Here is a 25,617-nt window from a genome sequence, read left to right as displayed (position 1 = left end):
TCCATTTATCCTTTTAAGTTTTTTAAATTATCAATTGTAATCGAACCTAAATTTCTAAAAATAGAAACTAGAATGGCCAATCCTACCGCTACTTCTGCTGCAGCAACTGCCATAGAGAAAAACACAAAAACCTGTCCTTGCGCATCTTGATGGTACGTTGAAAAAGCAACAAATAACAAGTTAACGGCATTCAACATAATTTCAATTGACATAAATACAATGATAGCATTTCGTCTGTACAAAACTCCAAAAACACCAATACAAAAAAGTATTACGCTCAGGAAAATATAGTTTTCTATACCAATGTGGTTTAAAATATTATTCATTTTATTTTTGCAATTTTTCTTTTTTAGACAATAACACAGTTCCTATCATCGCAACTAATAGTAATATAGAAGCAAATTCAAACGGAACCATATATTCATTCAAGAGTATTTTACCCAATACTTTTATAGATTGATAATCCTCACCCGTAGTTACATACTCCCCAACAATAGGTTTTGAATTGATAAAAATCGCAATCAATACTAAACAAATCAAACAAAAAGAAACTATCGCTCCCAATCGTGTAATTCTTGGTCGGTGAACTTCTTTTTCCTCGTTCAGATTCATCAACATGATCGTAAATAAAAACAAAATCATGATAGCTCCTGAATATACAATGACGTGAACAATGGCCAAGAATTGCGAGTTTAATAACAAATAATGACCTGCAATAGAAAAGAAACAAATCACTAAATAAATAGCACTGTGAATTGGGTTTCTACTAAAGATGGTTAAAAAAGCAGTTGCTAAAGTGATAGCAGCCAATACACAAAAAATTATAAGTACTGTAGACATTAGTTTGCGTTTTTTAGTTGAGCATTTTGAATTGCCATTTCAAGCGGCATCACTAGTTTATCTTTACCAAAGATAAAATCTTCTCTCTCATAACTAGCCGGAACAAGAACTTTAGATGTGGTTAGGTAAATTGCGTCTTTCGGACAAGCCTCTTCGCACAACCCGCAAAAAATGCAACGCAACATATTGATTTCATATATCGAAGCATATTTTTCCTCACGGTATAAGTGTTTTTCATCCGCTTTTCTTTCCTCAGCTTTCATCGTAATAGCTTCAGCAGGACAAGAAAGAGCACACAAACCACATGCTGTACAATTTTCTCTACCTTGCTCATCTCGTTTCAACATGTGCTGTCCACGATACACCGGACTCATTTTTCGTACTTGCTCAGGGTACTGAATGGTAACTTTTCTAGTAAATAAATGCTGGATTGTAATTATCAATCCCTTGATAATCGCTACAAGATACATTCTTTCCCAAAAAGTCATCTCTTTGTTAGAGACTAACTTTTTTCTTCCCGATAAGGATATACTTTCTATTGACATTTTTTATTTTTATTTGAAGCTAATCCTGCTATTCGTTTCAATCTTTTTGTTTTTAAAGAAAAAACAAAAAGGATTTCCACTACTATCAGGGCTAGGGCTTTTCGGTACTAATTAAAATCCTAAATAAGCAGCAATATCTGCTCTCAAAATTACAATTCCAGTAATCATAATATTAATGATCGATAGCGGAATTAATATTCTCCATCCTAAATTCATTAATTGATCGTATCTAAATCTTGGAATAGTCCATCTTACCCACATGTAGAAAAAGATAAAACCACATAGTTTTACAAATAATGCAGCAAAACCTAATATATTTCCAATATTTACACCCCAATTCTCCACAACCCAACTCATTCCTGGATAGTTGTACCCTCCAAAAAACAAGACCGCTAAAATAGTCGAAGAAATGAACATATTAGCATATTCTGCAAATAAATAAAAACCCATTTTCATAGAGGAATACTCCGTGTGATACCCACCAATAAGCTCACTTTCGCATTCTGCTAAGTCAAATGGAGTTCTGTTTGTTTCAGCAAAAGCACAAATCAAGAAAATAACAAATGATAAAGGCTGGTAAAATACATTCCAGTTCATTCCTGCTTGTTGCGCAGATATCTCTCTTAAACTTAAAGTACCTGTCATCATTAATAAAGCAATCATAGAAAGTCCCATGGCTACTTCATACGAAACCATTTGCGATGCAGCACGAACAGCTCCCATCAAAGAGAACTTATTGTTAGATGCCCATCCACCAATCATGATTCCGTAAACACCCACTGATACTACTCCAAAAAAGTATAACAACCCAATATTTAAATCAGTTGCTTGAAGTAAAATATCTCTACCAAATAAATGCAATCTATCTCCCCAAGGAATTACCGCACTGGTCATTAAAGCAGTACTCATGGCAATAGCTGGACCTACAAAAAACAAAAATCGGTTGGGAGTATTAGGTTCAAATTCTTCCTTTGAAAATAATTTTAAACCATCTGCAAGTGGCTGAAAAAGACCAAAAGGCCCTGCTCTATTCGGACCCACACGGTCTTGAAGCCAAGCAGCTACTTTACGTTCTGCCCATGTTGAGTACATGGCCATTAACATTGTTAAAGCAAAAACAACAAGTATAACAACACTTTTTTCTATGATAAATACGCTATCCATTATTACCCAAGCTTTTTTGATTCATAATATCTTCTTGTGTCAATGGAATTTGCGCCATACTGATTTTTTTACGATCCGTTTCTCTACCTTTTAAAATAGTTTCTTCAGTAGCAATTTCAACTTTCTGTAACTTTCTGTTGTATTTATTTTGGTTGATTACCGAGTCTTTTTCAAAAGCTCTTGGTCCTTCAATAGTCCAATCTTTTAAGTCTTTGTGATCAAAACGACATCCGTTACAAATAAATTCTTCAACTTCATGGTATTCATCTTTTCTTCCTGTAACACGTTGGATTTCGTCACCAAACATCCAAACTGTAGTTTTTCCAGAGCAGGTAGGACAATCTCTATGTGCATTGTATGGCTTACTAAACCAAACTCTAGATTTGAATCTAAACGTTTTGTCTGTTAAAGCTCCAACTGGGCACACATCGATCATGTTTCCAGAAAACTCATTATCAACCGCTTTTGATATACAGGTTGAAATATTAGAATGATCCCCTCTATCCATAACTCCATGTACACGGTTGTCTGTCAATTGATCAGCAACCATCACACAACGGTAGCAAAGAATACAACGGTTCATGTGTAATTGAATATTTGGACCAATGTCTTCTGGTTCAAATGTTCTTTTTTCTTCAATGAATCTCGATTCTGATTTTCCGTGTTCAAAGCTTAAGTTTTGCAAATCACATTCTCCAGCTTGATCACAAACCGGACAATCTAATGGGTGATTAATCAACAAAAACTCTGTTACTGATTTTCTGGCTTCTTGTACACGTGGAGATGATTTACTATTCACTTCCATTCCGTCCATACAACCTGTTACACATGATGCCATTAATTTAGGCATTGGTCTAGGATCAGCTTCACTTCCTTTTGCAACTTCTACTAAACAACAACGGCATTTTCCACCGCTTCCTTTTAGTTTAGAATAATAGCACATCGCTGGCGGAACTACTTCTCCACCTATCATACGTGCTGCCTGCAGGATTGTTGTTCCTGGTTCTACTTCTATGCTTTGACCGTCTATGGTTACTTTCATTTCTATATTAGTTTCACGTTTAAAGTTTCATGTTTCAAGTTAATTTACCTAAAACTGCAACCTGAAACGAATTATACTGTTTGCTTCGCTACTAAATGTTTTACACTTGAAAAAGGCTCCGCAACAAAATGATCTCTATTTTTTATTTTTTCTGGGAAACGAATGTGGTATTCAAACTCATCTCTAAAGTGACGAATTGCTGCTGCTACTGGCCAAGCAGCCGCATCACCTAGCGGACATATTGTATTTCCTTCTATTTTACTTTGAATACTCAATAGCAATTCGATATCTTCTTCACGACCGTGGCCGTTCTCTATTCTATGCAATACCTTTTCCATCCATCCCGTTCCTTCACGACAAGGAGAACATTGTCCACAACTTTCATGGTGGTAAAAACGAGAGAAATTCCAAGTATTACGAACGATACATGCCGTATCATTGTAAACTATAAATCCACCTGAACCTAACATAGATCCTGTTGCAAAACCTCCATCGCTAAGTGATTCATAGGTCATTAAACGATCCTCGCCATTAGCAGTTTTATAAATCAAATCAGCAGGCAAAACCGGAACTGAACTTCCTCCAGGTACAAAAGCTTTCAAAGGTCTGTCTGAACTCATTCCACCTAAATACTCGTCAGAATTCATGAATTCGTAAACACTTAAACCCAATTCAATTTCATAAACACCAGGATTTTTAATATGTCCCGAAGCCGAAATTAATTTGGTCCCTGTTGATCTTCCTATTCCAATCTTGGCATAGTCTGCACCTGAATTGTTTATTATCCAAGGCACAGCTGCAATAGTTTCTACATTATTTACAACCGTTGGGTTTGCCCAAAGTCCTGAAATTGCAGGAAATGGCGGCTTGATTCGAGGATTTCCTCTTTTTCCTTCTAATGATTCAATAAGTGCCGTTTCTTCACCACAAATGTATGCACCACCACCTATTTGTACATATAAATCTAGATCATAGCCTGAACCCAAAATATTTTTCCCTAACCAGCCTGCTGCTTTAGCTTCGGCAATGGCTCGCTCTAATATTTTATAAACCCACATGTATTCTCCACGAATGTAGATGTATGATAGATTTGCTCCCAATGCATAGCTTGAAGTGATCATCCCTTCGATCAATAAATGCGGAATGTATTCCATCAAATAGCGATCTTTGAAAGTTCCCGGTTCAGACTCATCCGCATTACAAACTAAATGTCTTGGCTTTCCTGATTTTTTGTCGATAAAACTCCATTTCATTCCAGCAGGAAACCCAGCTCCACCTCGACCACGTAGTCCAGATGTTTTCACCTCTTCTACAACTTCATCTGGTGTTAAACTCTTCAAGGCTTTCTCAACTGATGCATATCCTCCATTGGCACGATATACTTCATAGGTCTTAATTCCTGGAATATTTACTTTATCTAATAATATTTTCTGTGACATATTATTTATCGTGTAGCATTATTGTATTGTTCTTGCAATCTTCAATTAACTGATCTACTTTGTCTTTGGTCAAATGTTCTTTATAAAAATCACCCAATTGCATCATAGGGGCATATCCACAAGCACCTAAACATTCCACTCCTCTAACTTCAAAAAGACCGTCTTGAGTAGGTTCCCCTACTTTTACACCAAGTTTGTTACAAGTATAATCCATCAAGTCCTCTACTCCATTCAAACAACATGGGGAAGTTTGACAAAACTCAAACATGTATTTCCCTACAGGTCTTCTATTAAACATGGTATAAAACGACACAACCTCATAAACCTCAACTGGCTTAATCGCTAGTATCTCGGCAACCTTGTCTTGCAATTCAATACTCAACCAATCATTGTGAGCATCTTGTACCTCATGCAATACGGGTAACAAAGCTGATTTTTGTTTGCCTTCAGGATAATGACTGATTAATTCATTGATGCGATTCATCAATGCTTCGGTCATATTTATTTCTTGTTTGTACTGTGTTCTTTCCATTTTTATTTCTTTTAACCGCAAAGTGCACAAAGAAGGCACAAAGTCCATAAAGATTTATTCTATCGAATTAATTTTTTATTTTTTAATTCTCAATTTTTAATTGTTTTTAAGCGTCTAATTCTCCAGCGATTACATTCAAACTCGACAAAATAACAATCGCGTCAGAAAGTAACGACCCTTTAATCATTTCTGGATACGCTTGATAATATATAAAGCAAGGTCTACGGAAATGCAGTCTATAAGGTGTTCTACTTCCATCAGTTACTAAATAGAAACCTACCTCACCATTACCGCCTTCTACTGGATGGTAAATCTCGGCAACAGGAACAGGAACTTCTCCCATTACAATTTTGAAGTGATAAATTAAAGACTCCATATTAGTGTACACATCTTCTTTTGGAGGAAGGTAGTAATCAGGAACATCTGCATGGTATTCATTTCCAGCAGGCATTTTTTCTAAAGCTTGACGAATAATACTTAAACTCTCCCAAACCTCTGCATTACGCACGCAAAAACGATCATATGTATCACCTGATTTTCCTACTGGTACAATAAAATCAAAATCTTCGTATGAAGAATAAGGTTGCGCTACTCGCACGTCATAATCAACTCCTGCAGCACGTAAATTAGGACCTGTAAAGCCATAAGCCATTGCTTGCTCTGCAGTTATAGCTCCTACATTAACAGTTCTATCAATAAAGATTCTGTTTCTTTCAAATAAATTTTCAAACTCTTTCCAAGCCACAGGGAATTCTTCTAAAAAAACATCTAGTTTTCTAAAAGCTTCTTCTGGCCAGTCTCTTTCAAAACCACCAATTCTACCCATGTTAGTTGTCAAACGAGCACCACAAATTTCTTCGTAGATTTCATATACTTTTTCTCTAAATTGAAAAACATATAAGAAACCTGTATAAGCTCCAGTATCAACTCCTAAGATCGAGTTACAAATAATATGATCGGTAATTCTAGCTAATTCCATGACAATAACTCTTAAATATTGCGCTCTTTTTGGCACTTCAATATCAAGTAATTTTTCAAGAGTCATCCACCAACCCATGTTATTTATAGGAGATGAACAGTAATTCATTCTATCCGTTAATGGAGTGATTTGATAAAAAGGTCGGTTTTCAGCAATTTTTTCAAACGCTCTGTGAATGTATCCAATTGTTGGCTCAGCTTCAAGAATGCGTTCTCCATCCATCAACAAGATATTTTGAAAAATACCGTGTGTTGCAGGGTGCGTAGGACCTAAATTTAGAATCGAAAGTTCGCTACCATCTTCATTTAACTGTTCCGCAATTCTTTTGGCATAACGATGCTCTGGTGGTAATAATAGTTCTGACATTTATTTAATGTGAAAAATTATAAAAGTGTGCTTTTTTAATAATTGTCGGTTGTTCTTCCAAAGAAACGATCGTCTTTATCTGTTCTTCCGCTATCTTCCATTGGAAACTCTTTTCGCATAGGGAATGAAATCATTTCATCCATATTCAAAATTCGTTTCAACTGTGGATGTCCTATGAAATTGATTCCGTAAAAATCATAAGTTTCTCTTTCCATCCAGTTAGAACTTAAAAAAATGTTTGAAATCGTTTTAATTTCTGGCTTCTCCCCGTTAAGATACGCTTTGATTCTGATTCTTTTATTTTCATACCAATTGTGCAAATGGTACACAACGGCAAACTGATGATCCTCATCATTATCAGGATAATGGATTCCGCATAAATCAGTTAAAAAATGAAAACGTAATGTAGGATCGTTTTTTAAAAATAAAATAACGGCTGTTATCGTTTCAGCATTTACTTCAAATGAAAAAATATCTTTTTCTTGTTTGAATTCAAAAACAGCCTCTTGAAAAGTTTCGACTAATTTTTCTTGTATTTGTATCGTTTCTAGCGCCATTATTTATTTGATATTATAGGAAGCTAATAATTCTTGGTATTCAGGAGAACTTCTTCTTCTTACAGATTCTGTTTTTACCAATTCTTGCAATCTCATTACTCCATCAACAATTTGTTCTGGTCTTGGAGGACATCCAGGAACATAAACATCTACAGGAATTACTTTATCAATTCCTTGTAAAACAGAATAGGTATCAAAAATTCCACCTGATGATGCACAAGCTCCAACTGCAATTACCCAACGAGGCTCTGACATTTGTTCATAAACTTGACGCAATATAGGAGCCATTTTCTTTGATATTGTTCCCATAACAAGCAACATATCAGCTTGACGTGGAGAAAAACTCACTCGCTCTGATCCAAAACGTGCTAAATCATAATGCGATGCCATTGTTGCCATAAACTCTATACCACAGCAAGAAGTAGCAAATGGCAACGGCCAAAGTGAATTTGCTCTAGCTAAGCCTACTACATCATTAAGTTTTGTAGCAAAAAACCCTTCACCAACAACACCTTCTGGAGGGGCAACCATACTTACATTTGAATTACTCATCTTTGTAAAATTATGAATTATGAATTATGAAGTATGAGTTCATAATTTAAATTTTAAAAACATTCTTTTATAATACTTTAGAAATTGAAATCTATATAATTCGTTATTTCTAATTCCTAATTAATCTTTATTCCCACTCTAGGGCTTTCTTCTTTATGATGTAGAAAAAACCAACTAGAAGCAACATCATGAAAATGATCATCTTCACCATTCCTTCCATTCCCAATTCTTTAAAGTTGATTGCCCATGGATACAAGAAAATAACTTCTACATCAAACAAAACAAAAAGGATGGCTACAAGGAAATATTTAACTGAAAACGGAATCCTAGCATTTCCAACAGATTCAATACCACATTCGAAATTTTTATCTTTAACCTCAGACGATCTTTTAGGACCTAATTTTCCAGAAACTATAATAGTTCCTACAACAAAACCTACAGCTAAAAGGAACTGCATTAGAATAGGAATGTAATTTAATTGATCTGATTGCATATTATGATTTTTATGTATGAGAATAAGCAACAAAGATAACTTTCAAATTATTAAATAACAATAATTTTTTTAAAATACATGCGAACTACATCGTTGTAAATTTGCAATTTTTATTAATTATAAATAAGGAGTATTCATTTATTCTATGTGAAAGCTGAGAAGAAAATTCAAAACTAAAGTCAACACCTTATATCTTGAAATTTTCATTATTAGTACTTTATCCCATAAAAAAAACGTCCCGATATTCTCGGGACGTTTTAAACTTTCGTAGGCAAAAAAAAATATTTTTATGCTTAGATCACTGCTACTTTCGCAGCAACTTTTCCTTTTCTTCCTTCTTCTTCTTCATAGCTAACTCTGTCACCTTCGCGCAATTCTTCCGCGTTGATTCCTGAAGCGTGAACGAAAATGTCTTTTCCTGTTTCTTCGTCTGTAATGAATCCGTAACCTTTAGACTCATTGAAAAATTTTACTGTACCTGTACGCATTGTAATTGTAATAATAATTTATAATGTAGCAAATGTAATATTTAATACAATACGAAATGCGTTCTTATGTTTTTATTTTGTAAAAATATTGATATTCAACGTTTTCTAACAATCTTAAGACCGCATGAAGCTACGCTAATTTTATATGTAATTCTTTTAACTGTGAATCATCAATAACCGATGGCGCATCAATCATGACATCTCTTCCCGAATTATTCTTAGGAAATGCGATGAAATCTCGTATAGTTTCTTGCCCTCCAAGAATTGCTACTAAACGATCCAATCCAAAAGCCAAACCTCCGTGTGGTGGAGCTCCAAATTGAAATGCATCCATTAAGAAACCAAATTGCGCCTTAGCTTCTTCCTCGGTAAAACCTAAATACTTAAACATTAACTGCTGCGTAGCTTTGTCGTGAATACGGATAGATCCACCACCTATTTCGTTACCATTCAAAACCATATCATATGCATTAGCACGAACTTTTCCAGGATCAGTTTCTAGCAAGTGCATATCCTCTGGTTTTGGTGATGTAAACGGATGGTGCATAGCATGGTAACGACCACTTTCCTCATCAAATTCTAACAAAGGAAAATCAACTACCCAAAGCGGAGCAAATTCATCTGGTTTACGCAATCCAAGACGTGTAGCAAGCTCCATACGCAAAGCTGATAATTGTGTTCTTGTTTTATCTGCTGGACCTGATAATACAAAGATCATATCTCCTGGTTTTGCGTCAGTAATTTTGGCCCATTGAGACAAATCTTCTTGATCATAAAACTTATCTACTGATGATTTGTAAGTTCCGTCATCATTGCATTTAACATAAACCATACCACTAGCTCCTACTTGCGGACGTTTTACCCAGTCAATTAATGCATCAATTTCTTTACGTGTATAATTTCCGGCTCCCGGCACTGCAATTCCCACCACCAATTCGGCAGCGTTAAAAACTGGGAACTCTTTATGTTGCGCGTATTGATTCAACTCGCCAAACTGCATCCCAAAACGGATGTCTGGCTTGTCATTCCCGTACGTTTTCATGGCATATTCATAGGTGATTCTTGGGAATTTTTCAACCTCAACACCTTTTATTTCTTTTAGCAAATGACGTGTTAATCCTTCAAAGACATTTAAAATATCTTCTTGTTCTACAAATGCCATCTCACAATCAATTTGTGTAAACTCAGGTTGTCTGTCTGCACGCAGGTCCTCGTCACGGAAACATTTTACAATTTGAAAATATTTATCCATACCTCCCACCATTAACAACTGCTTGAACGTTTGCGGAGATTGTGGCAAAGCATAAAACTGTCCTTCGTTCATACGAGAAGGCACTACAAAATCTCTAGCTCCTTCTGGCGTAGACTTGATTAAATAAGGTGTTTCTACTTCACAAAAATCTAAATCCGAAAGATACTTACGCACTTCCATAGCTACTTTGTGACGAAAAAGCAAGCTGTTTTTTACAGGATTACGTCTGATGTCAAGGTAACGGTACTTCATACGAATGTCTTCTCCACCATCCGTTTCATCTTCAATAGTGAAAGGAGGTGTTAAGGCTGCATTTAGAATTGTTAATTCGGTTACAAGAATTTCTATTTCACCAGTAGGGATATTTTTATTCTTAGCTTCACGCTCAATAACAGTTCCTTTAACCTGAATTACAAATTCACGGCCAAGAGTTTTTGCTAATTCAAAAACAGATTTTTCAGTACGACTTTCGTCAAAAATTAATTGTGTTATTCCATAACGGTCTCTTAAATCGACCCAATTCATAAACCCTTTATCACGTGATTTTTGAACCCAACCCGCAAGAGTTACATTATTACCAGTATGCGAGGCATTTAACTCGCCACAATTATGACTTCTATACATCTTCAAAATTTTAGTTTGTTTTGTCCTTAGACTTGTGTGCAAATTTAGGACTAATTATGAATAATGAATTGTGAAATAAGAATTTTTAGCAATAGGATTTTTAAACCTTTTGAGTTCAAATGTTAAATTTTAGTTCAATGTTACCAAATTGTTAACATAAAGTTTTTTTATTGTAAAATACTTTTTATCTTTGTTAAGTTAATATGAATTTTAAAACCCCCACATCATGAAAAAATATATCATCTTTGCCGTATTACTGTTTACAGGAATCGCATCAGCTCAAGAAAGTAATCCAAAACTAGAAGCCATTGGAGAATTAGTAAAAACAACTTACTACTTTGAAAATGGAAAAGTTCAACAAGAAGGATTTTTCAAAAACGGAAAACTAGAAGGAATTTGGACTTCATTTGATGAAAACGGAAACAAGCTTAGTGTTGCTACTTATGCAAATGGAGAAAAAATTGGAAAATGGCTTTTTTGGAATGGAAACAAACTAAACGAAGTAGAATATTCAAACAGTAGAATTGCATCTGTTAAAACTTGGAAACAAGACGCCCTAGTTAACAATTAATTCGTTTTTATAAAGGTTAAAAAAAAGCTTTCGAGTAAATCGAAAGCTTTTTTTTTGATTTAGAATCAGTACCAAATTGCAAGGTAATTTCAAATGAAGTTCATTAGATCTAACTTATTAATCAAAATGAACCTCATCAAGATATGAAAACCCTGCTCTGAAGATAACTTTTTAAAATTCAGAGGAGGTTATCGCTTACCAAAAAATAGTATAAAACGCTGCAATCATTGATAATACAACCAACATCCCAACTATAAAACCAGGTGACATTTTAAACATGGTACGATCTATTTCTAAACCATTTGTTTTAACTCCGCGCGCAGTTTCATACATGCTTATGGCGTACATCCCAACGATACAAATCAAGAACACAAATCCCATACGGTCAATAAAAGGAATTTCAAAAACACCATCTGCATTTGGAACCGCAAATCCCGTTGAATGTAAAAATGACAAATCAACAACTGCTGGCATAAATTTGAAAGCAAGCGACAGTAAGAAACCTCCAATAGTAGCAAACAAAGCAGCATTCGAGGTTGTTTTCTTCCAGAAGAAACCAAGAATAAACATGGCAAAAACTCCAGGACTCACAAAACCTGTATACTCTTGAATATATTGAAATCCTCCTTTTTTATCAATTCCTAGAAAAGGTGCTACCACAACCGCAATTAACATAGCAACTACAATTGCTTTTTTACCAATGCTAACAAGTTTCTTCTCATCGGCATCAACGTTTAATTTGGTTTTGTAAATATCTAATGTAAAAATAGTCGCAATACTATTCGCTTTTCCAGCTAACGAAGCTACAATTGCAGCTGTTAGTGCAGCAAAAGAAAGTCCTTTTAAACCTACTGGCAACAAATTTAACAACACAGGATAAGCACGATCTGGATTTACGGTACCATCTTGAAGCATTTCGGTTCCAAAATGCCCATTTTGATACAATACAAAAGCTGCTATTCCGGGTAATACAACAATTATTGGCATTAACAATTTCAAGAACGCAGCAAATAAAATTCCGTTTCGAGCCGTTTTAAGATCAGCTCCTAATGCACGTTGCGTGATGTATTGGTTACAACCCCAATAATTAAGATTAATGATCAACATTCCTCCAATCAAAACAGATAGACCTGGTAAATCCATATAATTAGGGTTCGTTTTTTTAAAAATCATATGAAAATGGTCGTTTGCCTCGGTAGTCATAAGGTTAAAACCATTAATAACTCCTGTTGTACCAAACTCTTCGGCAACTAAATTCAAGGCTAAATAAGTAGTTACCAATCCTCCTAATATCAAGAAGAAAACTTGAATCACATCTGTATATCCAATCACCTTCATGCCGCCCAATGTGATCATTACTGCAAAAAAGGCTAAGAAAATCATACACAAAGTAATATCAAGACCAGAAATGCTACTAATTGCCAAAGCTCCTAAATACAATATTGAGGTAAGATTGACTAAAACATACAATAGCAACCAAAATACGGCCATAATCATGGCAACATTGCTATTATACCTTTGATTCAAATACTGAGGCATTGTGAAAATTTTGTTTTTCAAATACACTGGAATAAAGAAAACAGCAACAATAATCAACGTAAAAGCCGCCATCCACTCGTAAGTAGCAATAGCTAGCCCCATCTTGAAACCGCTACCACTCATTCCTATAAATTGCTCCGCACTAATATTACTGGCTATTAATGATGCACCAATGGCCCACCAAGTGAGTGATCCCTCGGCTAAGAAATAATCCTTACTGCTGGTTTCTTTTTTCTTTTTCTTTTTATAAATCCAAATTCCATACCCTACAATCAGGATGAAATAACATAAAAAGACTATGTAATCTTGGGTTGCTAACGTTTGCATGGGTTAAAAATTTAGTTTTTAATAATGGCTTTATAATGAACAATTGATTGACTTTGTAATACCTGAGCACTTTTCTCTGGGGTAATATCACGCTGAGACTCACCCATCATTTCGTAGCCTACCATAAACTTCTTAACTGAGGCAGAGCGCAACAACGGCGGATAAAAATGCATGTGAAAATGCCATGCTGGATGTTCCTCTCCATCTGTCGGTGCTTGATGAATCCCTGAAGAATACGGAAATGAGGTTTCGAAAAGATTATCGTATTTGGTGGTTAATTGTTTTAAAATAACAGCAAAATCTGTAACCTCAGCTGAAGTAAAATCAGTGATTTTGGACACGCTACGTTTACTCACAATCATCGTTTCGTAAGGCCAAATGGCCCAAAAAGGCACCAAGGCTACAAAATGCTCATTCTCGATAACGATGCGCTCTTGCACCTTCAATTCTTCCTGAACATAATCTTGTAATAAGGTTCGACCTTGTTGCTCATAATACTGCTTCAAGCTATTATGTGTTTTTTCAACTTGCGTAGGCAAAGATGATTGTGCCCATATTTGACCGTGCGGATGCGGATTACTACAGCCCATCACACTGCCTTTATTTTCAAAAATTTGAACATGATTAATATAATCTATAGCGCCCAAAGTGGTGTATTCTTTTTGCCAAGTCGCTACAATATTCTCTATATTCTCGACCTCCATTTGAGGTAAAGTCAAATCGTGTCTTGGTGAAAAACAAACCACTCTAGAAATGCCTTGTTCTGGTTTTGCTTTAAAAAAAGTAGGGGCATTATTTTCCTCAAAAGCAATAGGTTCTTGTTTTAGCGCAGCAAAATCATTTTCAAAAACATAACAAGAATCATAAGCAGGATTCACTTCGCCATTGGCACGTACATTACCTGGGCACAAGTAACATTCGGGGTCGTACTCCGGCAATTGCAAACCTGAGATGGTTTCTTTTTGACCTTGCCAAGGTCTTTTAGAACGGTGAGGAGAAACCAAAACCCATTCGTTGATTAAGGGATTAAAACGCCTGTGAGGATCTTCGTTGATATCAAAATTTTTCATGCTATTCATTTTATGTTTTTTGACACAGATTTCACGAATTATCACAGATTAATTTTGTGCTTAAAAATTTGTGCAAATCTGTGGAATCAGCGTTAAGTTTTTTATAAGTTATGATGGCTCATACAATGATGTACCGTTTCCGATTTTTACATCATAAATTTTCAACTCAATGTTCCATTTTTCTTGGTACAATTGGGCGAATTTTTGTTTAACAGCTTCTTCTTTTCCTTTTTTAATCAAGTTGATGGTGCAACCCCCAAAACCACCGCCCATCAATCGGGAACCTATTACGGCTTCATCGGCTAAGGCCAATTCGACCAAATAATCCAACTCTGGGCAGCTCACTTCATATTCTCTAGACAAACCATCGTGTGTTTCAAAAAGTAATTGCCCCAAAAGCTCAATATTTCCAGCATCCAAAGCTTCACAGGCTTTAGACACACGAGCAATTTCTTTTACTACATAATACACGCGTGTAAAAACAACAGCATCAATTTTGTCTTTCAAAGTCAACAATTGCGTTTCGGTACAATTTCTGAAACTTTTGATTTCAGGAAAATTAGCTTTGATAATCGCCAAACCTTCCTCGCATTCTTCTCTTCTTTTGTTATACGCCGATGTGAACAAAGAATGCTTCACATTACTATCGAACAACACCAAAGCATAGTCTTTAAAATCAGCGTTGTGGTACTCAAATTCTAAGGTATTGCAATCCAATTTAATAACCTTATTTTCTAGTCCATGCACACTAGCAAATTGGTCCATAATACCACAATTAATTCCCACCCAATGTTCTGCCTTTTGGCTCATCAATGCGCGATTTTGTTGGCTAATGTCTAAATTGAAAAGTGATTGTATTCCAAAAAGAAAACCACATTCTAAAGCAGCCGAAGACGACAATCCAGAACCTACTGGAATGTTGCTACTAAATACGCAATTGACTCCACTAAAATCAAAACCATTATCTTGCAACTGTTTCAAAACTCCTAAAATATAATTGTGCCAAACGGTTGAACTGAGTTGAATCTCTTTCGACAAATCGATTTCGAATTCTTGATTCAAATCGATAGCCACAATTCGAGAAGTAGTTGTATCACTTTTTTCGAAAGCAAAGCAGATGATCTTATCTATAGCAGCAGGCAATACATAGCCATCGTTGTAATCTACGTGTTCTCCAATGATGTTAATTCTTCCTGGAGAAAGCACTATTTTTTCGGGCGTACTACCAAATGTATCCTGAAAAAAAGTTGTCGTTTTTTGTATTAATGAATCATTCATTATTTTTAAAATTATTAAAGTGTTGCATCACAAAAACTCGCTTTAATGTCTTTGCAATAATTTTGTATTTGAAATATGATAAGGAGGCATACCTCTTGCTTATCTATTATTTCTTTGCTTCCAAAGTCAATTTACCTGTCTTTAATCCAGCTCCGTTAACTTCTAATTGGATATCGCCTGCGGTAGTTTTCGATTTCACCAGTACAACCAATTTTCCGCTAAACAATTTCATCGTATCTTTATGAAATAGTTCAAGTGAAGTAGCATCTCCATTAAAGGCGGCGCGATACGTACCCGCTCCAGACACTTTAAATTTCAACTGGTTCGTTGCTGTTGGACAAGGAACTCCATTTTTATCCACTACAGAAACCGTCACAAACGAAATATCCTCGCCATCGGCTGTGATCGTTTTTCGGTCGGCATCCAAAACAATTTGGTACGGTTGACCAGCGGTTCGGACTTCCTTTTCTTCTGCCGCTTTTCCATTGTCATCATAAGCAACAACTTTTACCGTTCCTGGTTCATATTTTACATCCATCCACATCAAGCGGTAACGGTTTTGCGGAGTATTTTTGTTTTTAGTTTGTACGCCCATACTTTTACCATTGATAAAAAGTTCAGCACTGTTATAACTGGTGTACACAAAAACGGGAGTTGTTTGGCCTTCGCGACCTTCCCAGTTCCAATGAGGTAAAATGTGTAGCGTAGTTGCCTTGGTGTTCCAACGGCTTCGGTACAAATAATAACGGTCTTTCGGTAAGCCTGCTAAATCGTTAATTCCGAAATAAGAACTACGAGACGGCCAGCTTTCGTCATAAGGTGTCGGTTCGCCCAAATAATCAAATCCTGTCCAAACGAATTCACCAATTACCCAAGGTTTATCATCCTGAAGTACGAAATCTTCATCGGGAACATTGGACCAACTACAGGCTTCCAAATCATACGATGAAGACTGAAAGTCTGGATACTGCTTCATTTTTTCTTGCACCACAGGAAATTTATAAATTCCTCTAGAGCTCACCGTTGAAGCGGTTTCGGAACCCAAAATGAATCCTTGTGGGAATTTTTTGAATGCCTCATCATACAAATGCACGCGATAATTGAGTCCTGGAATATCCAACAAAGCTCCAAAACCAGATTCCATAGTCGCTTTTACTTGATCCATTCCTACGGTTACAGGACGCGTTGGGTCTTCTCTATGAAAAATCTCCTGTAACCATTTGGCTCGTTTTACACCCGCTTCTCCCCACTGATCAGGAACTTCATTTCCTGAACTCCACATCACAATAGAAGGATGATTTCGTGTGGCTTGCACCAAATTCACTATGTCTTTTTCAGCATATTCGTCAAAAAAGCGATGGTAACCGTTTTCTACTTTTGGTAGAACCCATTCGTCGAAACTCTCTGCCAGAAACAAAAAGCCCATTTCGTCTGCCAACTCCAATTGCTCGAAAGAAGGCATATTATGCGAACTGCGAATAGCATTACATCCCATATCTTTTAAAATCTCCATTTGCCTGCGCAAAGCGGCTTTGTTTACCGCAGCACCAAGAGGTCCCAAATCGTGATGCAAACAAACCCCTTTGAATTTGGTCACTTTCCCATTAAGACTAAATCCTTTATTGGCTTCATACTTTATTTCTCGGATTCCAAAACGGGTGGTAAACTCGTCTTTCAATTCATTGCCAACATACAATTGAGCAACCGCTTTGTACAAATAAGGCGTTTCTGGGCTCCACAATTTTGGATTCTCTACTTTTAAATTTTGATCAAACTCTTTTCCGAAGCGTAAGGAAGATTCCTCTGCACTTATTTTGTGTCCTTCGGCATCAAAAATGGTGGTCACCAAACGCGTGTTTTCGCCTGAGGCTTTGGTCTTAATATTCACTTTGGCCACGGCATCACTAATAAAAGGTGTCGTTATAAATTGCCCCCATTGGTCAATGCTTTCATTGTTTTTTATAATAACACTAACTTTTCGGTACAAACCAGCTCCAGGATACCAACGGGAAGCAAATTCTTTATTCGTTAATTTTACGGCTACAGTATTAGCGCCTTCTTGAATGAATTGAGAAACATCAAAATAAAAATAACTATAGCCATACGCCCATTCTCCCACTTTTTTCCCATTCAAATACACTTGAGGTTCACTCATAGCGCCTTCAAAAAGTAGTAGTACTTTTTTTCCTTTGGCATCTTTAGGCAAAGTAAAAGTATTACGATACCACGCGGTGCCAATATGTGGTAAGGCTCCGGTTCTTCCTGTTTTTTCGGTAGCTACATTTTCTCCATTTTGAATAATGGCTACATTTTGTATGTCCACTTTTTTATCAAAAGGACCATAAATTGCCCAATCGTGCGGAACAGTAACCGATTCCCATTTCGAGTCGTTGAAGTTGGCCTTAAAAGCGTCTTCAAAATTTCCTTTTTGAAATTTCCAATGGGTATCCAATACCTTTACCACTCGGGCTTGAGAAAAAACTATAGCGGTGAAGGCTATAAAAACCAACAAAAAAGAGGGTGTTTTTTTCATTTATACAACATATTTTTGAACCATATAAGGCATTTAAGGCCATAAAAGGTTTTTATTTTAATCTGTAGAGTTTCCTCATTTCTAACATTCAGAAATATGGTTTACTTATTTCGTCTTTATTCTGAATCCAATTCATTATTCTTTAAATGCATCCAATGCGGGTGAAGGTTTTCCGTCTGGTTGCCAAGCACTCAAGCCATAGCCACTCCAAGATTTGGCTCCTTGCGGTTCCCAATACAAAACGCCCAAGCCTTTATTATTGGGAACAGCTCTTACGGCTTTGATTGTAGCAGCTAGGAGTTCTTTGGTGTTTTGTACTTGTTCATCAACACCTCCGACTTCAACAACCATTACCTCTTTCTGATAACGAGAAGCCATATCATTTAGGTTTTTTTGTAAATCGGCTATGGTTTCTGAATAGTCTTTCTTAATCCAAAACGGATAGTAAGACAGACCAATAACTTCATACTTTACTTGATGTTCGGTAGCTTTATCAAAAAACCAACGGAACTTTTCGTTGTTGTTTCCTTCATCTACGTGTACAATTACTTTGATTTTGGCATTCACAGCTTTGGTAGCTTCGTATCCTTTATTCAATAATTGCGCCAGTTGAGCCCAATTGTTCGTGCTCCCATCAGGCCAAAGCATTCCGCCTGGAATTTCATTCCCCACCTGAACCCATTCTGGAGTAACACCTGCTTTTTGTAAAGCGGACAACACATCAAAAGTATGTTCATAGACTTTATTTTGTAACGCATCGAACGATAAGTTCGCCCAAGCAGCAGGTTTGGCTTGCTTGGCGGGATCTGCCCAAGTATCGCTATAATGAAAATCGATCATAATGCGCATTTTGGTTTTTTGAGCGCGCAAGGCCATAGCTACTGTTTCTTCCTTACTGCAATGACCGCTTGCTTTGTGTTGACTTGGATTGACAAATACACGCAAATGAATGGTGTTCATCCCGCGTTCTTTTAGCAATTGCAAACAATCTTTTTGCTTTCCGTCAGCATCATAAAAACGGTAACCAGTGGCTTCCATTTGCGGCAACCAACTCACGTCGGCTCCTTTGGCAAAAGCCGATGTATTTTTCTTTTGTGCCAAAGCGATAGTGGTACTACTTATAAAAAGAAGCAGTAGCACTATTCTTTGAAAAACGCTAACTGTAGTATTCATAACTAATTGGTAAACGCTTGTAAAACAGGCAATGCTTTATTCGAAAAATCATAGAATGCTTGGTTTTCGAAGGTAGATCCATTGGTGGCTTGACTTCCTTTGAAAGACACCCATTCGCCTCCCCAATACGCAAAACCTTGTCCGTAAGTAGAAGATTTCACTAAATCTTTAATCGCCAAAACAAAACTTTTTTGACCTTCGGGAGTCGCAGGAAATCCAGATATTAATTGTGATTCTAGACCCATAATATTATTTGTCCAGTCATTCCAACTTAAGGTAAAAGGATAAGCAGTTTCTGCAATGATAACTTTTTTAGAAAAGTTTTTTCCCAAGGCATCAATGGTCGTTTTTACCGCAGCCATATCTTTCCCATGCCAAAGAGGATAATACGACAACCCGATATAATCATAATCGATACTTTTTACTTTATTAAAAAACCAGTTGGTGTCAGTAGCCGAAACGCCTGCATAGTGAAACATAATTTTGGTACTTGGAGCTTTGCTTCGAATGGTAGCACTCGCTGTTTTTAACAAATCTATACATTGTGCTTCTTGATTGATTAAATGACCTTGAGGCCAAAGCAATCCGGTATTGATTTCGTTCCCGATTTGAATAATATCTGGATTAATTTCGGTCAAAATAGTTGTGGTGTAAGTCACTACCGCAGCTTTTAAATCGGTAAAAGATAAGTTTTTCCAAGAAGCTGGAGTGGTTTGAACCGCAGGATCAGCCCAATCGTCAGAAAAGTGAACAGTTAACCAAACTTTTAAGCCCGCTTGTTTTACGCGTTGCGCCAAAGCCTTTACCTCGGTCAATCCAGAATGTCCGTTGGCTGGATCTTTCCACAAACGAATTCGAATGGTATTACAACCAGCACTTTTTAGAGTAGTCAACATGTCTTCAGTTTTTCCGTTGTTAGTAAAAACTACTCCCGCAGCTTCTATTTCTGGCAAATACGAAATATCGGCGGCTTTGATAAAATCGCTTGTTACTACAGGTGGTTTTGCAGCAGGAGTTTCTGTAGCGCTACTGTCACCAGCATCAGAACAAGAAAAAACAAGTATGACAAGCGAAAGCAATGCCGAGTTTTTAAAGTATTTTTTCATCTCAAAAAGATTTAAATTTATAAATAGTTTTATGATAATATAGCTCGCCTTTTTTGAGAATCGCACTCGGGAAATGATCATGATTAGGAGCATCAGGGAAATTTTGAGTTTCAAAACAAATCCCACTATTAGGGTGATATGCCGCGTTATCTTTCCCTTTTATTTGTCCAAAACAATTTCCGCCTACGTATACATGTACAGCAGGTTGATTAGTGTAAACAGACATTCTTAATAATTTATCGCTGCTGTACAAAGAAGCAGCATACTCTTTTTCTTTGTTTAAAACAAAAGTAGTATCTATTGTAGCGGGACAATTTCTGCTATTTGTAAAATCGAAAGGACAATTAGCAACATTCAAAAATCGACCGGTGGGAATTCCTGAACTTGTGGTTTCTAATATTCTTTGTGAATTAACACGCATCTCCTGATCAGCAACAGAATTATGATGTCCATCTAGGTTAAAATAGCTGTGATGCGTTAGGTTTAAAATAGTATCTTGTGATGCATGTGCCACATACTCTACTATCATTTCATTTTCGTCGGTAAGCATATAAGTCACATCAACCACAACGTCTCCAGGGAAAAATTCTTCCTTATACTTACTGCAATAGGTGAACGTAACAGATGGATTTTTACCTTCTTTTTTACTTTTTAGTTTCCAGTTTCTCTGGCTCAGACCAATACTGCCGCCGTGTAACGAATTTCCATTATTGTTTTTATTTAACAAGTACGATATTCCACCAAGCTTGAATTCGGCATTACTTATCCTTCCCGCAAACCTTCCTACAATAGCACCAAAATAAGGAGCACTTGGCAAATCATAGGATTTTATATATTCCTCTAGGGTTTCAAAACCCAAAACTACGTCAACCAAATTACCATTTTTTAAAGGCACTTTTAAAGATGTAAGTGTAGCTCCATAACCCATCACTGTCATTTGCATTCCCTTACTGTTGACAAGTTCACACATAGCGACCTCATCACCATTAGGCATAGAACTAAACGATTTCAGTACAGAAACCGTATTAAAATGTGATATATGTTTTATTTTCATGAATAAATTATGAAATGTGAAAAACCAAAAGTAAAATAATTGTTAAGCATTACATACCAGTACCTACCAGTTTTTGTATATTGCGATTTGAAAAACACTTTTTACATGAAACTAATCAGCATTCAAAACAATAAAGGCATTCCTAAATATCAGCAAATTATAACCTCTATTGAAGTAGCTCTACAACAAGAATTATTACAAAAAGGAGACAGACTTCCATCAGTAAATAAAGTGCGTTTAGAATTCTCTTTGTCTAGAGACACCGTTTTACTTGCCTATGATGAGTTAAAGAAAAGAGGGATAATTTATGCCATTCCTGGCAAAGGGTATTATGTAAAAAGCGTTGAAATATCCATAAAACAAAAGATATTTTTACTATTTGACGAACTAAACATTTTTAAAGAAGACTTGTACAATTCCTTTCTCGAAAACATAGGAACTACAGCTCAGGTTGATATTTTTTTTCATCATTTTAACGTTCCCGTTTTTCAAAAACTAATTCATGACAGCAACGGTAATTACACCAAATACATCATCATGCCGACCAATCTTGAAGAAGCTGCATCAATTATAAAAACCCTACCAGTTCAGGACGTTTATATTCTTGACCAAACAAATCCAGAATTATTGAACTATCCTGCAGTGTACCAAAATTTTGTAAAAGATATTTATGAAGGCCTATTAAAAGGAAAAGCAAAGCTGAACAAATACAAAAAACTAATTATGATTTTTCCGGGATTCCGTGAACCACTAGGAATGAAAATAGGCTTTGAAAAATTTTGCAACGATCACGCTTTTGAATATGAAATCATAACCGAGTTCAAAAATCGTGAGATTACAAAAGGAGAAGTATACATTATTCCCAGCGACAGAGAATTAGTAAGTGTCATAGAAAAAGCTAAACTTCAAAACTTACAATTGGGGAATGACTACGGAATCATTTCTTATAATGAAACCCCCTTAAAAAAAGTGGTAGAAAACGGAATCACAACCATTTCAACCCATTTTGAAATGATGGGACAACTCTTAGCACAAATGATTCTAAAAGGTAAAAAAGAGCAAATAGAAAACAAAAGTGATTTGATATTGAGGAACTCGTTGTGATATAAAACAAAAAAACCGCTTCTTTCGAAGCGGTTTTTGTACCCGGAGCCGGAGTCGAACCGGCACGGTTTCCCACAGGTGTTTGAGACCAGCGCGTCTACCAATTCCGCCATCCGGGCTTAGCAGACAGAAACAACAACAGTTGTTTCACGCAATAAAGAGATATCTAGTGGTAACTATTTATCTTTTCCTTTAACACGGTGCAAATGTAAAAAAATTAATTAAATGTTCAACTAAAAATACTTAATTTTTTCCTTTCAGTGTTAAATATATTTTATAAATTTGCACCTCGTTAAAAAACGAAACACACAACTAACTACATCTTAGGCAAATAGATTTATTTTGAATTTAAGCAACAGCTAAAACAAAACTGTCTTGAAACCCTAGATAAAAACAACACACAATAATGTCACACCTAGAACCAGAAGCTAAAATATTTGCTTGTTCGCAAAGTGTTTATCTTGCTGAGAAAATAGCAAAAGAATACGGAATTCCTTTAGGGAAAATCACTATGTCAAAATACAGCGACGGTGAATTTCAACCTTCGTACGAAGAGTCAATTAGAGGATTACGCGTATTTATTGTTTGCTCTACTTTTCCAACAGCAGATAATTTAATGGAATTGTTACTAATGATTGATGCTGCAAAAAGAGCATCAGCCAGACACATAACAGCTGTAATTCCTTATTTTGGATGGGCAAGACAAGACAGAAAAGACAAGCCTAGAGTTCCGATAGGAGCTAAATTAGTAGCTAATTTATTAGATGCTGCAGGCGCAACAAGAGTAATGACCATGGATTTGCACGCTGATCAAATTCAAGGATTTTTTGAAAAACCAGTAGATCACCTTTTTGCATCTACTATCTTTTTACCATACGTAAAAAGCTTAGGTTTAGATAATTTAACAATTGCTTCGCCTGACATGGGTGGTTCAAAAAGAGCTTATGCCTATTCTAAATTTTTAGAATCGGATGTAGTAATTTGCTACAAACAAAGAAAAGCTGCCAACGTGATTGACACGATGGAATTAATAGGAGAGGTTAAAGGTCGCAACGTCATTCTTGTGGATGATATGATTGACACCGGAGGCACTTTGGCGAAAGCCGCAGATTTAATGATTGAAAAAGGTGCTTTGAGCGTACGTGCTATATGTACACACGCCATTTTATCTGGCGATGCTTACGAGAAAATTGAAAACTCTAAGCTGAGCGAATTAATAGTTACCGATTCTATTCCGTTAAAGAAAGAGTCAAACAAAATAAGAGTGTTGAGCTGTGCTCCACTTTTTGCCGAAGTAATGCACATGGTTCACCATAACAATTCGATTAGCGGAAAGTTTATCATGTAACTAAAAGTACTTAGTACATAGTCCTTAGTCGAACTGCTAAGAACTAGAGTACAAAACTAAGAACTTAAAAAAAGAGTTTAATTAATAACTATAATAAATTTAGAATGAAATCGATTACAATTAAAGGATCAGAAAGAGAAAGCGTGGGCAAAGTAGCTACAAAAGCCTTACGTAATGCTGGAATGGTTCCTTGCGTATTATACGGAGGAAATCAAGCAGTTCATTTCTCAGCAGAAGTTATGGCTTTCAAAAACTTGATTTACACTCCAAACGCTCACACAGTTGAGATCGATCTTGGTAACGGAAAATCATACAACGCTGTACTTCAAGACATTCAAGTACACCCAGTATCTGACAAAATTTTACACATTGACTTCTTTCAAATCTTTGAAGACAAAGAAATTACTATTGAAGTTCCAGTAAAAGTTGTTGGAAAATCAAAAGGTGTTATGGCAGGTGGTGATTTACGTATGAACAACCGTAAATTAAAAGTAAGAGCACTTCCTAAAGATCTTCCGGATTTTGTTGAAGCTGACATTACTCCACTTGATATGGGTAACAAATTATATGTTACTAAAGTTCCTACGCCTAACTTTAAAATCATGCACCCAGACAACACAGTTATTTGTCAAGTGAAGATCTCTCGTGCGGCTATGAAAGCGGCTCAAGAGGCAGCAAAAGCAGCAAAAGCTCCTGCAAAAGGAAAGAAAAAATAATTTTTTTTCAGTCAAAATTCAAGAAAGCGTCAGTTATGCAACTGGCGCTTTTTTTTGCTTTCAGTTTTTTAAGATATTTTAGAAGCAGCTAGAATTCTTCTACAGCTATTTTGTCCCGCTTTCCGTTGCAATCTTTTTGCACGCAAAAAAAAGCGTACAAAAAGGATTTTCACTTTAATCGGGGCTAATACACACTAATTTTACATCTCAGCTACAAACCACACAAACCTCTAAAATATCCACTACAGCATAGACATTTTATTGAATTAAGCTTACTTTTGCAGCATGATACAATGGATTATAAATCTTTTCGCAACCTCACAACCAGAGCATAATAGCAGTAGCATGAAGAAATTTTTAATAATAGGACTTGGTAACATTGGAGCTGAGTACGTAAATACAAGACACAATATTGGTTTTAAAGTAGTAGACTTTTTAGCTAAAAAAGAAGGAATACAATTTGAAACGGTAAAACTAGGCGCTCTAGCCAAATACAGTTTTAAAGGGAAAGCGTTTTTCTTGCTAAAACCAAACACCTATATGAATTTGAGCGGTAAAGCCATTCAATACTGGATGGATAAAGAAAACATTCCACTTGAAAATATTTTAGTTATCACAGATGACCTTAACCTTCCATTTGGCACCATCAGAATTCGTCAAAAAGGGAGCGATGGTGGTCACAACGGTTTAAAAAACACAAGCTTAGTTCTGAATACGCAAACCTATGCACGATTCCGATTTGGTATTAGCGACGAATTCAAAAAAGGAAAACAAGTTGATTATGTTCTAGGAGAATGGGAAACAGCTGAAAAAGAATTACTACCAGAACGATTAGAAATCGCTAGCGAAATCATTAAATCTTTTGGAACCGAAGGTATAGAAATTACAATGACAAAATACAACGGTAAATAAAGCACTTACATAC

25 protein-coding genes and 1 tRNA gene are annotated in these 25,617 nt (G+C 36.1%); 5 read left to right on the top strand and 21 right to left on the bottom strand.

What is annotated here, in order from left to right; genetic code table 11:
- Positions 1–5: 5 nt before the first annotated feature.
- From nuoK to aspS, 13 genes are all read right to left on the bottom strand, one after another.
- Complete coding sequence (gene nuoK, locus FPG59_RS03240) at positions 6–326, bottom strand: NADH-quinone oxidoreductase subunit NuoK (protein WP_066079401.1); 321 nt, start codon at positions 324–326, stop codon at positions 6–8.
- Between the two features lies 1 nt (position 327).
- Positions 328–840, bottom strand: coding sequence for an NADH-quinone oxidoreductase subunit J (locus FPG59_RS03235; RefSeq protein WP_086453185.1), 513 nt, complete (start codon positions 838–840; stop codon positions 328–330).
- The gene (locus FPG59_RS03230) at positions 840–1,385 is read right to left on the bottom strand and encodes an NADH-quinone oxidoreductase subunit I (protein ID WP_086453184.1); all 546 of its coding nucleotides are present in this window, start codon (positions 1,383–1,385) and stop codon (positions 840–842) included. The genes FPG59_RS03235 and FPG59_RS03230 overlap by 1 nt, the downstream gene beginning before the upstream one ends.
- Before the next feature lie 111 nt (positions 1,386–1,496).
- Positions 1,497–2,549 carry an NADH-quinone oxidoreductase subunit NuoH gene (gene nuoH, locus FPG59_RS03225; protein ID WP_086453183.1) on the bottom strand — a complete coding sequence of 351 codons (1,053 nt, stop codon included), beginning with the start codon at positions 2,547–2,549 and terminating at the stop codon, positions 1,497–1,499.
- Positions 2,542–3,591, bottom strand: coding sequence for a 2Fe-2S iron-sulfur cluster-binding protein (locus FPG59_RS03220; protein ID WP_086453182.1), 1,050 nt, complete (start codon positions 3,589–3,591; stop codon positions 2,542–2,544). The genes nuoH and FPG59_RS03220 overlap by 8 nt, the downstream gene beginning before the upstream one ends.
- Before the next feature lie 71 nt (positions 3,592–3,662).
- The gene (gene nuoF / locus FPG59_RS03215; protein ID WP_086453181.1) at positions 3,663–5,030 is read right to left on the bottom strand and encodes an NADH-quinone oxidoreductase subunit NuoF; all 1,368 of its coding nucleotides are present in this window, start codon (positions 5,028–5,030) and stop codon (positions 3,663–3,665) included.
- A gap of 1 nt (position 5,031) precedes the next feature.
- Complete coding sequence (locus FPG59_RS03210; protein ID WP_086453180.1) at positions 5,032–5,562, bottom strand: NAD(P)H-dependent oxidoreductase subunit E; 531 nt, start codon at positions 5,560–5,562, stop codon at positions 5,032–5,034.
- Between the two features lie 106 nt (positions 5,563–5,668).
- Complete coding sequence (locus FPG59_RS03205) at positions 5,669–6,907, bottom strand: NADH-quinone oxidoreductase subunit D (RefSeq protein ID WP_086453179.1); 1,239 nt, start codon at positions 6,905–6,907, stop codon at positions 5,669–5,671.
- 35 nt (positions 6,908–6,942) lie between these two features.
- Positions 6,943–7,464, bottom strand: a complete 522-nt coding sequence (locus FPG59_RS03200; protein WP_086453178.1) for an NADH-quinone oxidoreductase subunit C — start codon at positions 7,462–7,464, stop codon at positions 6,943–6,945.
- Positions 7,465–7,467: 3 nt separating this feature from the next.
- A complete protein-coding gene (locus FPG59_RS03195) occupies positions 7,468–8,016 on the bottom strand; it encodes an NADH-quinone oxidoreductase subunit B (RefSeq protein ID WP_086453177.1) in 549 nt (182 codons plus the stop codon).
- 127 nt (positions 8,017–8,143) lie between these two features.
- Positions 8,144–8,509: an NADH-quinone oxidoreductase subunit A gene (locus FPG59_RS03190; protein ID WP_086453176.1), complete on the bottom strand. Its 366-nt coding sequence runs from the start codon at positions 8,507–8,509 to the stop codon at positions 8,144–8,146.
- A 293-nt stretch (positions 8,510–8,802) separates the two neighbouring features.
- Positions 8,803–8,997 carry a cold-shock protein gene (locus FPG59_RS03185; RefSeq protein ID WP_007137066.1) on the bottom strand — a complete coding sequence of 65 codons (195 nt, stop codon included), beginning with the start codon at positions 8,995–8,997 and terminating at the stop codon, positions 8,803–8,805.
- 130 nt (positions 8,998–9,127) lie between these two features.
- A complete protein-coding gene (gene aspS / locus FPG59_RS03180; protein WP_086453175.1) occupies positions 9,128–10,873 on the bottom strand; it encodes an aspartate--tRNA ligase in 1,746 nt (581 codons plus the stop codon).
- A 226-nt stretch (positions 10,874–11,099) separates the two neighbouring features.
- On the opposite strand from aspS, the gene FPG59_RS03175 reads away from it, so the two are divergent.
- Positions 11,100–11,444, top strand: coding sequence for a toxin-antitoxin system YwqK family antitoxin (locus FPG59_RS03175; protein WP_086453174.1), 345 nt, complete (start codon positions 11,100–11,102; stop codon positions 11,442–11,444).
- A gap of 195 nt (positions 11,445–11,639) precedes the next feature.
- On the opposite strand, the gene FPG59_RS03170 is transcribed toward FPG59_RS03175, so the two are convergent.
- From FPG59_RS03170 to FPG59_RS03140, 7 genes are all read right to left on the bottom strand, one after another.
- Positions 11,640–13,310 (bottom strand): sodium/sugar symporter, encoded by a 1,671-nt coding sequence (locus FPG59_RS03170; RefSeq protein ID WP_086453173.1) that lies wholly within the window; start codon positions 13,308–13,310, stop codon positions 11,640–11,642.
- An 11-nt stretch (positions 13,311–13,321) separates the two neighbouring features.
- Positions 13,322–14,380: a UDP-glucose--hexose-1-phosphate uridylyltransferase gene (locus FPG59_RS03165; protein ID WP_086453188.1), complete on the bottom strand. Its 1,059-nt coding sequence runs from the start codon at positions 14,378–14,380 to the stop codon at positions 13,322–13,324.
- Between the two features lie 108 nt (positions 14,381–14,488).
- Positions 14,489–15,658 carry a galactokinase gene (gene galK, locus FPG59_RS03160; RefSeq protein ID WP_086453172.1) on the bottom strand — a complete coding sequence of 390 codons (1,170 nt, stop codon included), beginning with the start codon at positions 15,656–15,658 and terminating at the stop codon, positions 14,489–14,491.
- 106 nt (positions 15,659–15,764) lie between these two features.
- On the bottom strand, positions 15,765–18,191 hold the full coding sequence (locus FPG59_RS03155; RefSeq protein ID WP_086453171.1) for a DUF4982 domain-containing protein: 2,427 nt from the start codon (positions 18,189–18,191) through the stop codon (positions 15,765–15,767).
- Between the two features lie 135 nt (positions 18,192–18,326).
- Positions 18,327–19,364 carry a glycosyl hydrolase 53 family protein gene (locus FPG59_RS03150; RefSeq protein ID WP_086453170.1) on the bottom strand — a complete coding sequence of 346 codons (1,038 nt, stop codon included), beginning with the start codon at positions 19,362–19,364 and terminating at the stop codon, positions 18,327–18,329.
- A gap of 2 nt (positions 19,365–19,366) precedes the next feature.
- On the bottom strand, positions 19,367–20,470 hold the full coding sequence (locus FPG59_RS03145; protein WP_086453169.1) for a glycosyl hydrolase 53 family protein: 1,104 nt from the start codon (positions 20,468–20,470) through the stop codon (positions 19,367–19,369).
- Between the two features lies 1 nt (position 20,471).
- The gene (locus FPG59_RS03140) at positions 20,472–21,524 is read right to left on the bottom strand and encodes an aldose epimerase family protein (RefSeq protein WP_086453168.1); all 1,053 of its coding nucleotides are present in this window, start codon (positions 21,522–21,524) and stop codon (positions 20,472–20,474) included.
- A 105-nt stretch (positions 21,525–21,629) separates the two neighbouring features.
- On the opposite strand from FPG59_RS03140, the gene FPG59_RS03135 reads away from it, so the two are divergent.
- Positions 21,630–22,628: a GntR family transcriptional regulator gene (locus FPG59_RS03135; protein ID WP_086453167.1), complete on the top strand. Its 999-nt coding sequence runs from the start codon at positions 21,630–21,632 to the stop codon at positions 22,626–22,628.
- Between the two features lie 39 nt (positions 22,629–22,667).
- Here the strand turns inward: FPG59_RS03135 and FPG59_RS03130 are convergent.
- Positions 22,668–22,747: transfer RNA gene (locus FPG59_RS03130), tRNA-Leu, on the bottom strand.
- A 287-nt stretch (positions 22,748–23,034) separates the two neighbouring features.
- On the opposite strand from FPG59_RS03130, the gene FPG59_RS03125 reads away from it, so the two are divergent.
- From FPG59_RS03125 to pth, 3 genes are all read left to right on the top strand, one after another.
- Positions 23,035–23,976 (top strand): ribose-phosphate pyrophosphokinase, encoded by a 942-nt coding sequence (locus FPG59_RS03125; RefSeq protein WP_086453166.1) that lies wholly within the window; start codon positions 23,035–23,037, stop codon positions 23,974–23,976.
- Between the two features lie 104 nt (positions 23,977–24,080).
- Positions 24,081–24,692 carry a 50S ribosomal protein L25/general stress protein Ctc gene (locus FPG59_RS03120; RefSeq protein ID WP_086453165.1) on the top strand — a complete coding sequence of 204 codons (612 nt, stop codon included), beginning with the start codon at positions 24,081–24,083 and terminating at the stop codon, positions 24,690–24,692.
- 285 nt (positions 24,693–24,977) lie between these two features.
- On the top strand, positions 24,978–25,604 hold the full coding sequence (pth, locus tag FPG59_RS03115; protein ID WP_086453164.1) for an aminoacyl-tRNA hydrolase: 627 nt from the start codon (positions 24,978–24,980) through the stop codon (positions 25,602–25,604).
- The last annotated feature ends 13 nt before the right edge of the window (positions 25,605–25,617 follow it).

The organism is Flavobacterium sp. FPG59 (assembly GCF_002150205.1).
GTDB lineage: Bacteria > Bacteroidota > Bacteroidia > Flavobacteriales > Flavobacteriaceae > Flavobacterium.
This window is presented reverse-complemented; position numbering and strand designations above follow the sequence as displayed.

Coding starts and splice junctions, on each gene's coding strand:
- nuoH (WP_086453183.1), bottom strand. CDS start 2,549: ATGGATAGCGTATTTATCATAGAAAAAAGTGTTGTTATACTTGTTGTT.
- FPG59_RS03175 (WP_086453174.1), top strand. CDS start 11,100: ATGAAAAAATATATCATCTTTGCCGTATTACTGTTTACAGGAATCGCA.
- FPG59_RS03145 (WP_086453169.1), bottom strand. CDS start 20,470: ATGAAAAAATACTTTAAAAACTCGGCATTGCTTTCGCTTGTCATACTT.
- FPG59_RS03125 (WP_086453166.1), top strand. CDS start 23,035: ATGTCACACCTAGAACCAGAAGCTAAAATATTTGCTTGTTCGCAAAGT.
- FPG59_RS03200 (WP_086453178.1), bottom strand. CDS start 7,464: ATGGCGCTAGAAACGATACAAATACAAGAAAAATTAGTCGAAACTTTT.
- FPG59_RS03170 (WP_086453173.1), bottom strand. CDS start 13,310: ATGCAAACGTTAGCAACCCAAGATTACATAGTCTTTTTATGTTATTTC.
- nuoF (WP_086453181.1), bottom strand. CDS start 5,030: ATGTCACAGAAAATATTATTAGATAAAGTAAATATTCCAGGAATTAAG.
- aspS (WP_086453175.1), bottom strand. CDS start 10,873: ATGTATAGAAGTCATAATTGTGGCGAGTTAAATGCCTCGCATACTGGT.
- FPG59_RS03235 (WP_086453185.1), bottom strand. CDS start 840: ATGTCTACAGTACTTATAATTTTTTGTGTATTGGCTGCTATCACTTTA.
- FPG59_RS03165 (WP_086453188.1), bottom strand. CDS start 14,380: ATGAAAAATTTTGATATCAACGAAGATCCTCACAGGCGTTTTAATCCC.
- FPG59_RS03210 (WP_086453180.1), bottom strand. CDS start 5,562: ATGGAAAGAACACAGTACAAACAAGAAATAAATATGACCGAAGCATTG.
- FPG59_RS03185 (WP_007137066.1), bottom strand. CDS start 8,997: ATGCGTACAGGTACAGTAAAATTTTTCAATGAGTCTAAAGGTTACGGA.
- FPG59_RS03195 (WP_086453177.1), bottom strand. CDS start 8,016: ATGAGTAATTCAAATGTAAGTATGGTTGCCCCTCCAGAAGGTGTTGTT.
- FPG59_RS03220 (WP_086453182.1), bottom strand. CDS start 3,591: ATGAAAGTAACCATAGACGGTCAAAGCATAGAAGTAGAACCAGGAACA.
- FPG59_RS03205 (WP_086453179.1), bottom strand. CDS start 6,907: ATGTCAGAACTATTATTACCACCAGAGCATCGTTATGCCAAAAGAATT.
- FPG59_RS03135 (WP_086453167.1), top strand. CDS start 21,630: ATGAAACTAATCAGCATTCAAAACAATAAAGGCATTCCTAAATATCAG.
- FPG59_RS03140 (WP_086453168.1), bottom strand. CDS start 21,524: ATGAAAATAAAACATATATCACATTTTAATACGGTTTCTGTACTGAAA.
- FPG59_RS03190 (WP_086453176.1), bottom strand. CDS start 8,509: ATGCAATCAGATCAATTAAATTACATTCCTATTCTAATGCAGTTCCTT.
- FPG59_RS03150 (WP_086453170.1), bottom strand. CDS start 19,364: ATGAATACTACAGTTAGCGTTTTTCAAAGAATAGTGCTACTGCTTCTT.
- FPG59_RS03230 (WP_086453184.1), bottom strand. CDS start 1,385: ATGTCAATAGAAAGTATATCCTTATCGGGAAGAAAAAAGTTAGTCTCT.
- FPG59_RS03120 (WP_086453165.1), top strand. CDS start 24,081: ATGAAATCGATTACAATTAAAGGATCAGAAAGAGAAAGCGTGGGCAAA.
- FPG59_RS03155 (WP_086453171.1), bottom strand. CDS start 18,191: ATGAAAAAAACACCCTCTTTTTTGTTGGTTTTTATAGCCTTCACCGCT.
- nuoK (WP_066079401.1), bottom strand. CDS start 326: ATGAATAATATTTTAAACCACATTGGTATAGAAAACTATATTTTCCTG.
- pth (WP_086453164.1), top strand. CDS start 24,978: ATGATACAATGGATTATAAATCTTTTCGCAACCTCACAACCAGAGCAT.
- galK (WP_086453172.1), bottom strand. CDS start 15,658: ATGAATGATTCATTAATACAAAAAACGACAACTTTTTTTCAGGATACA.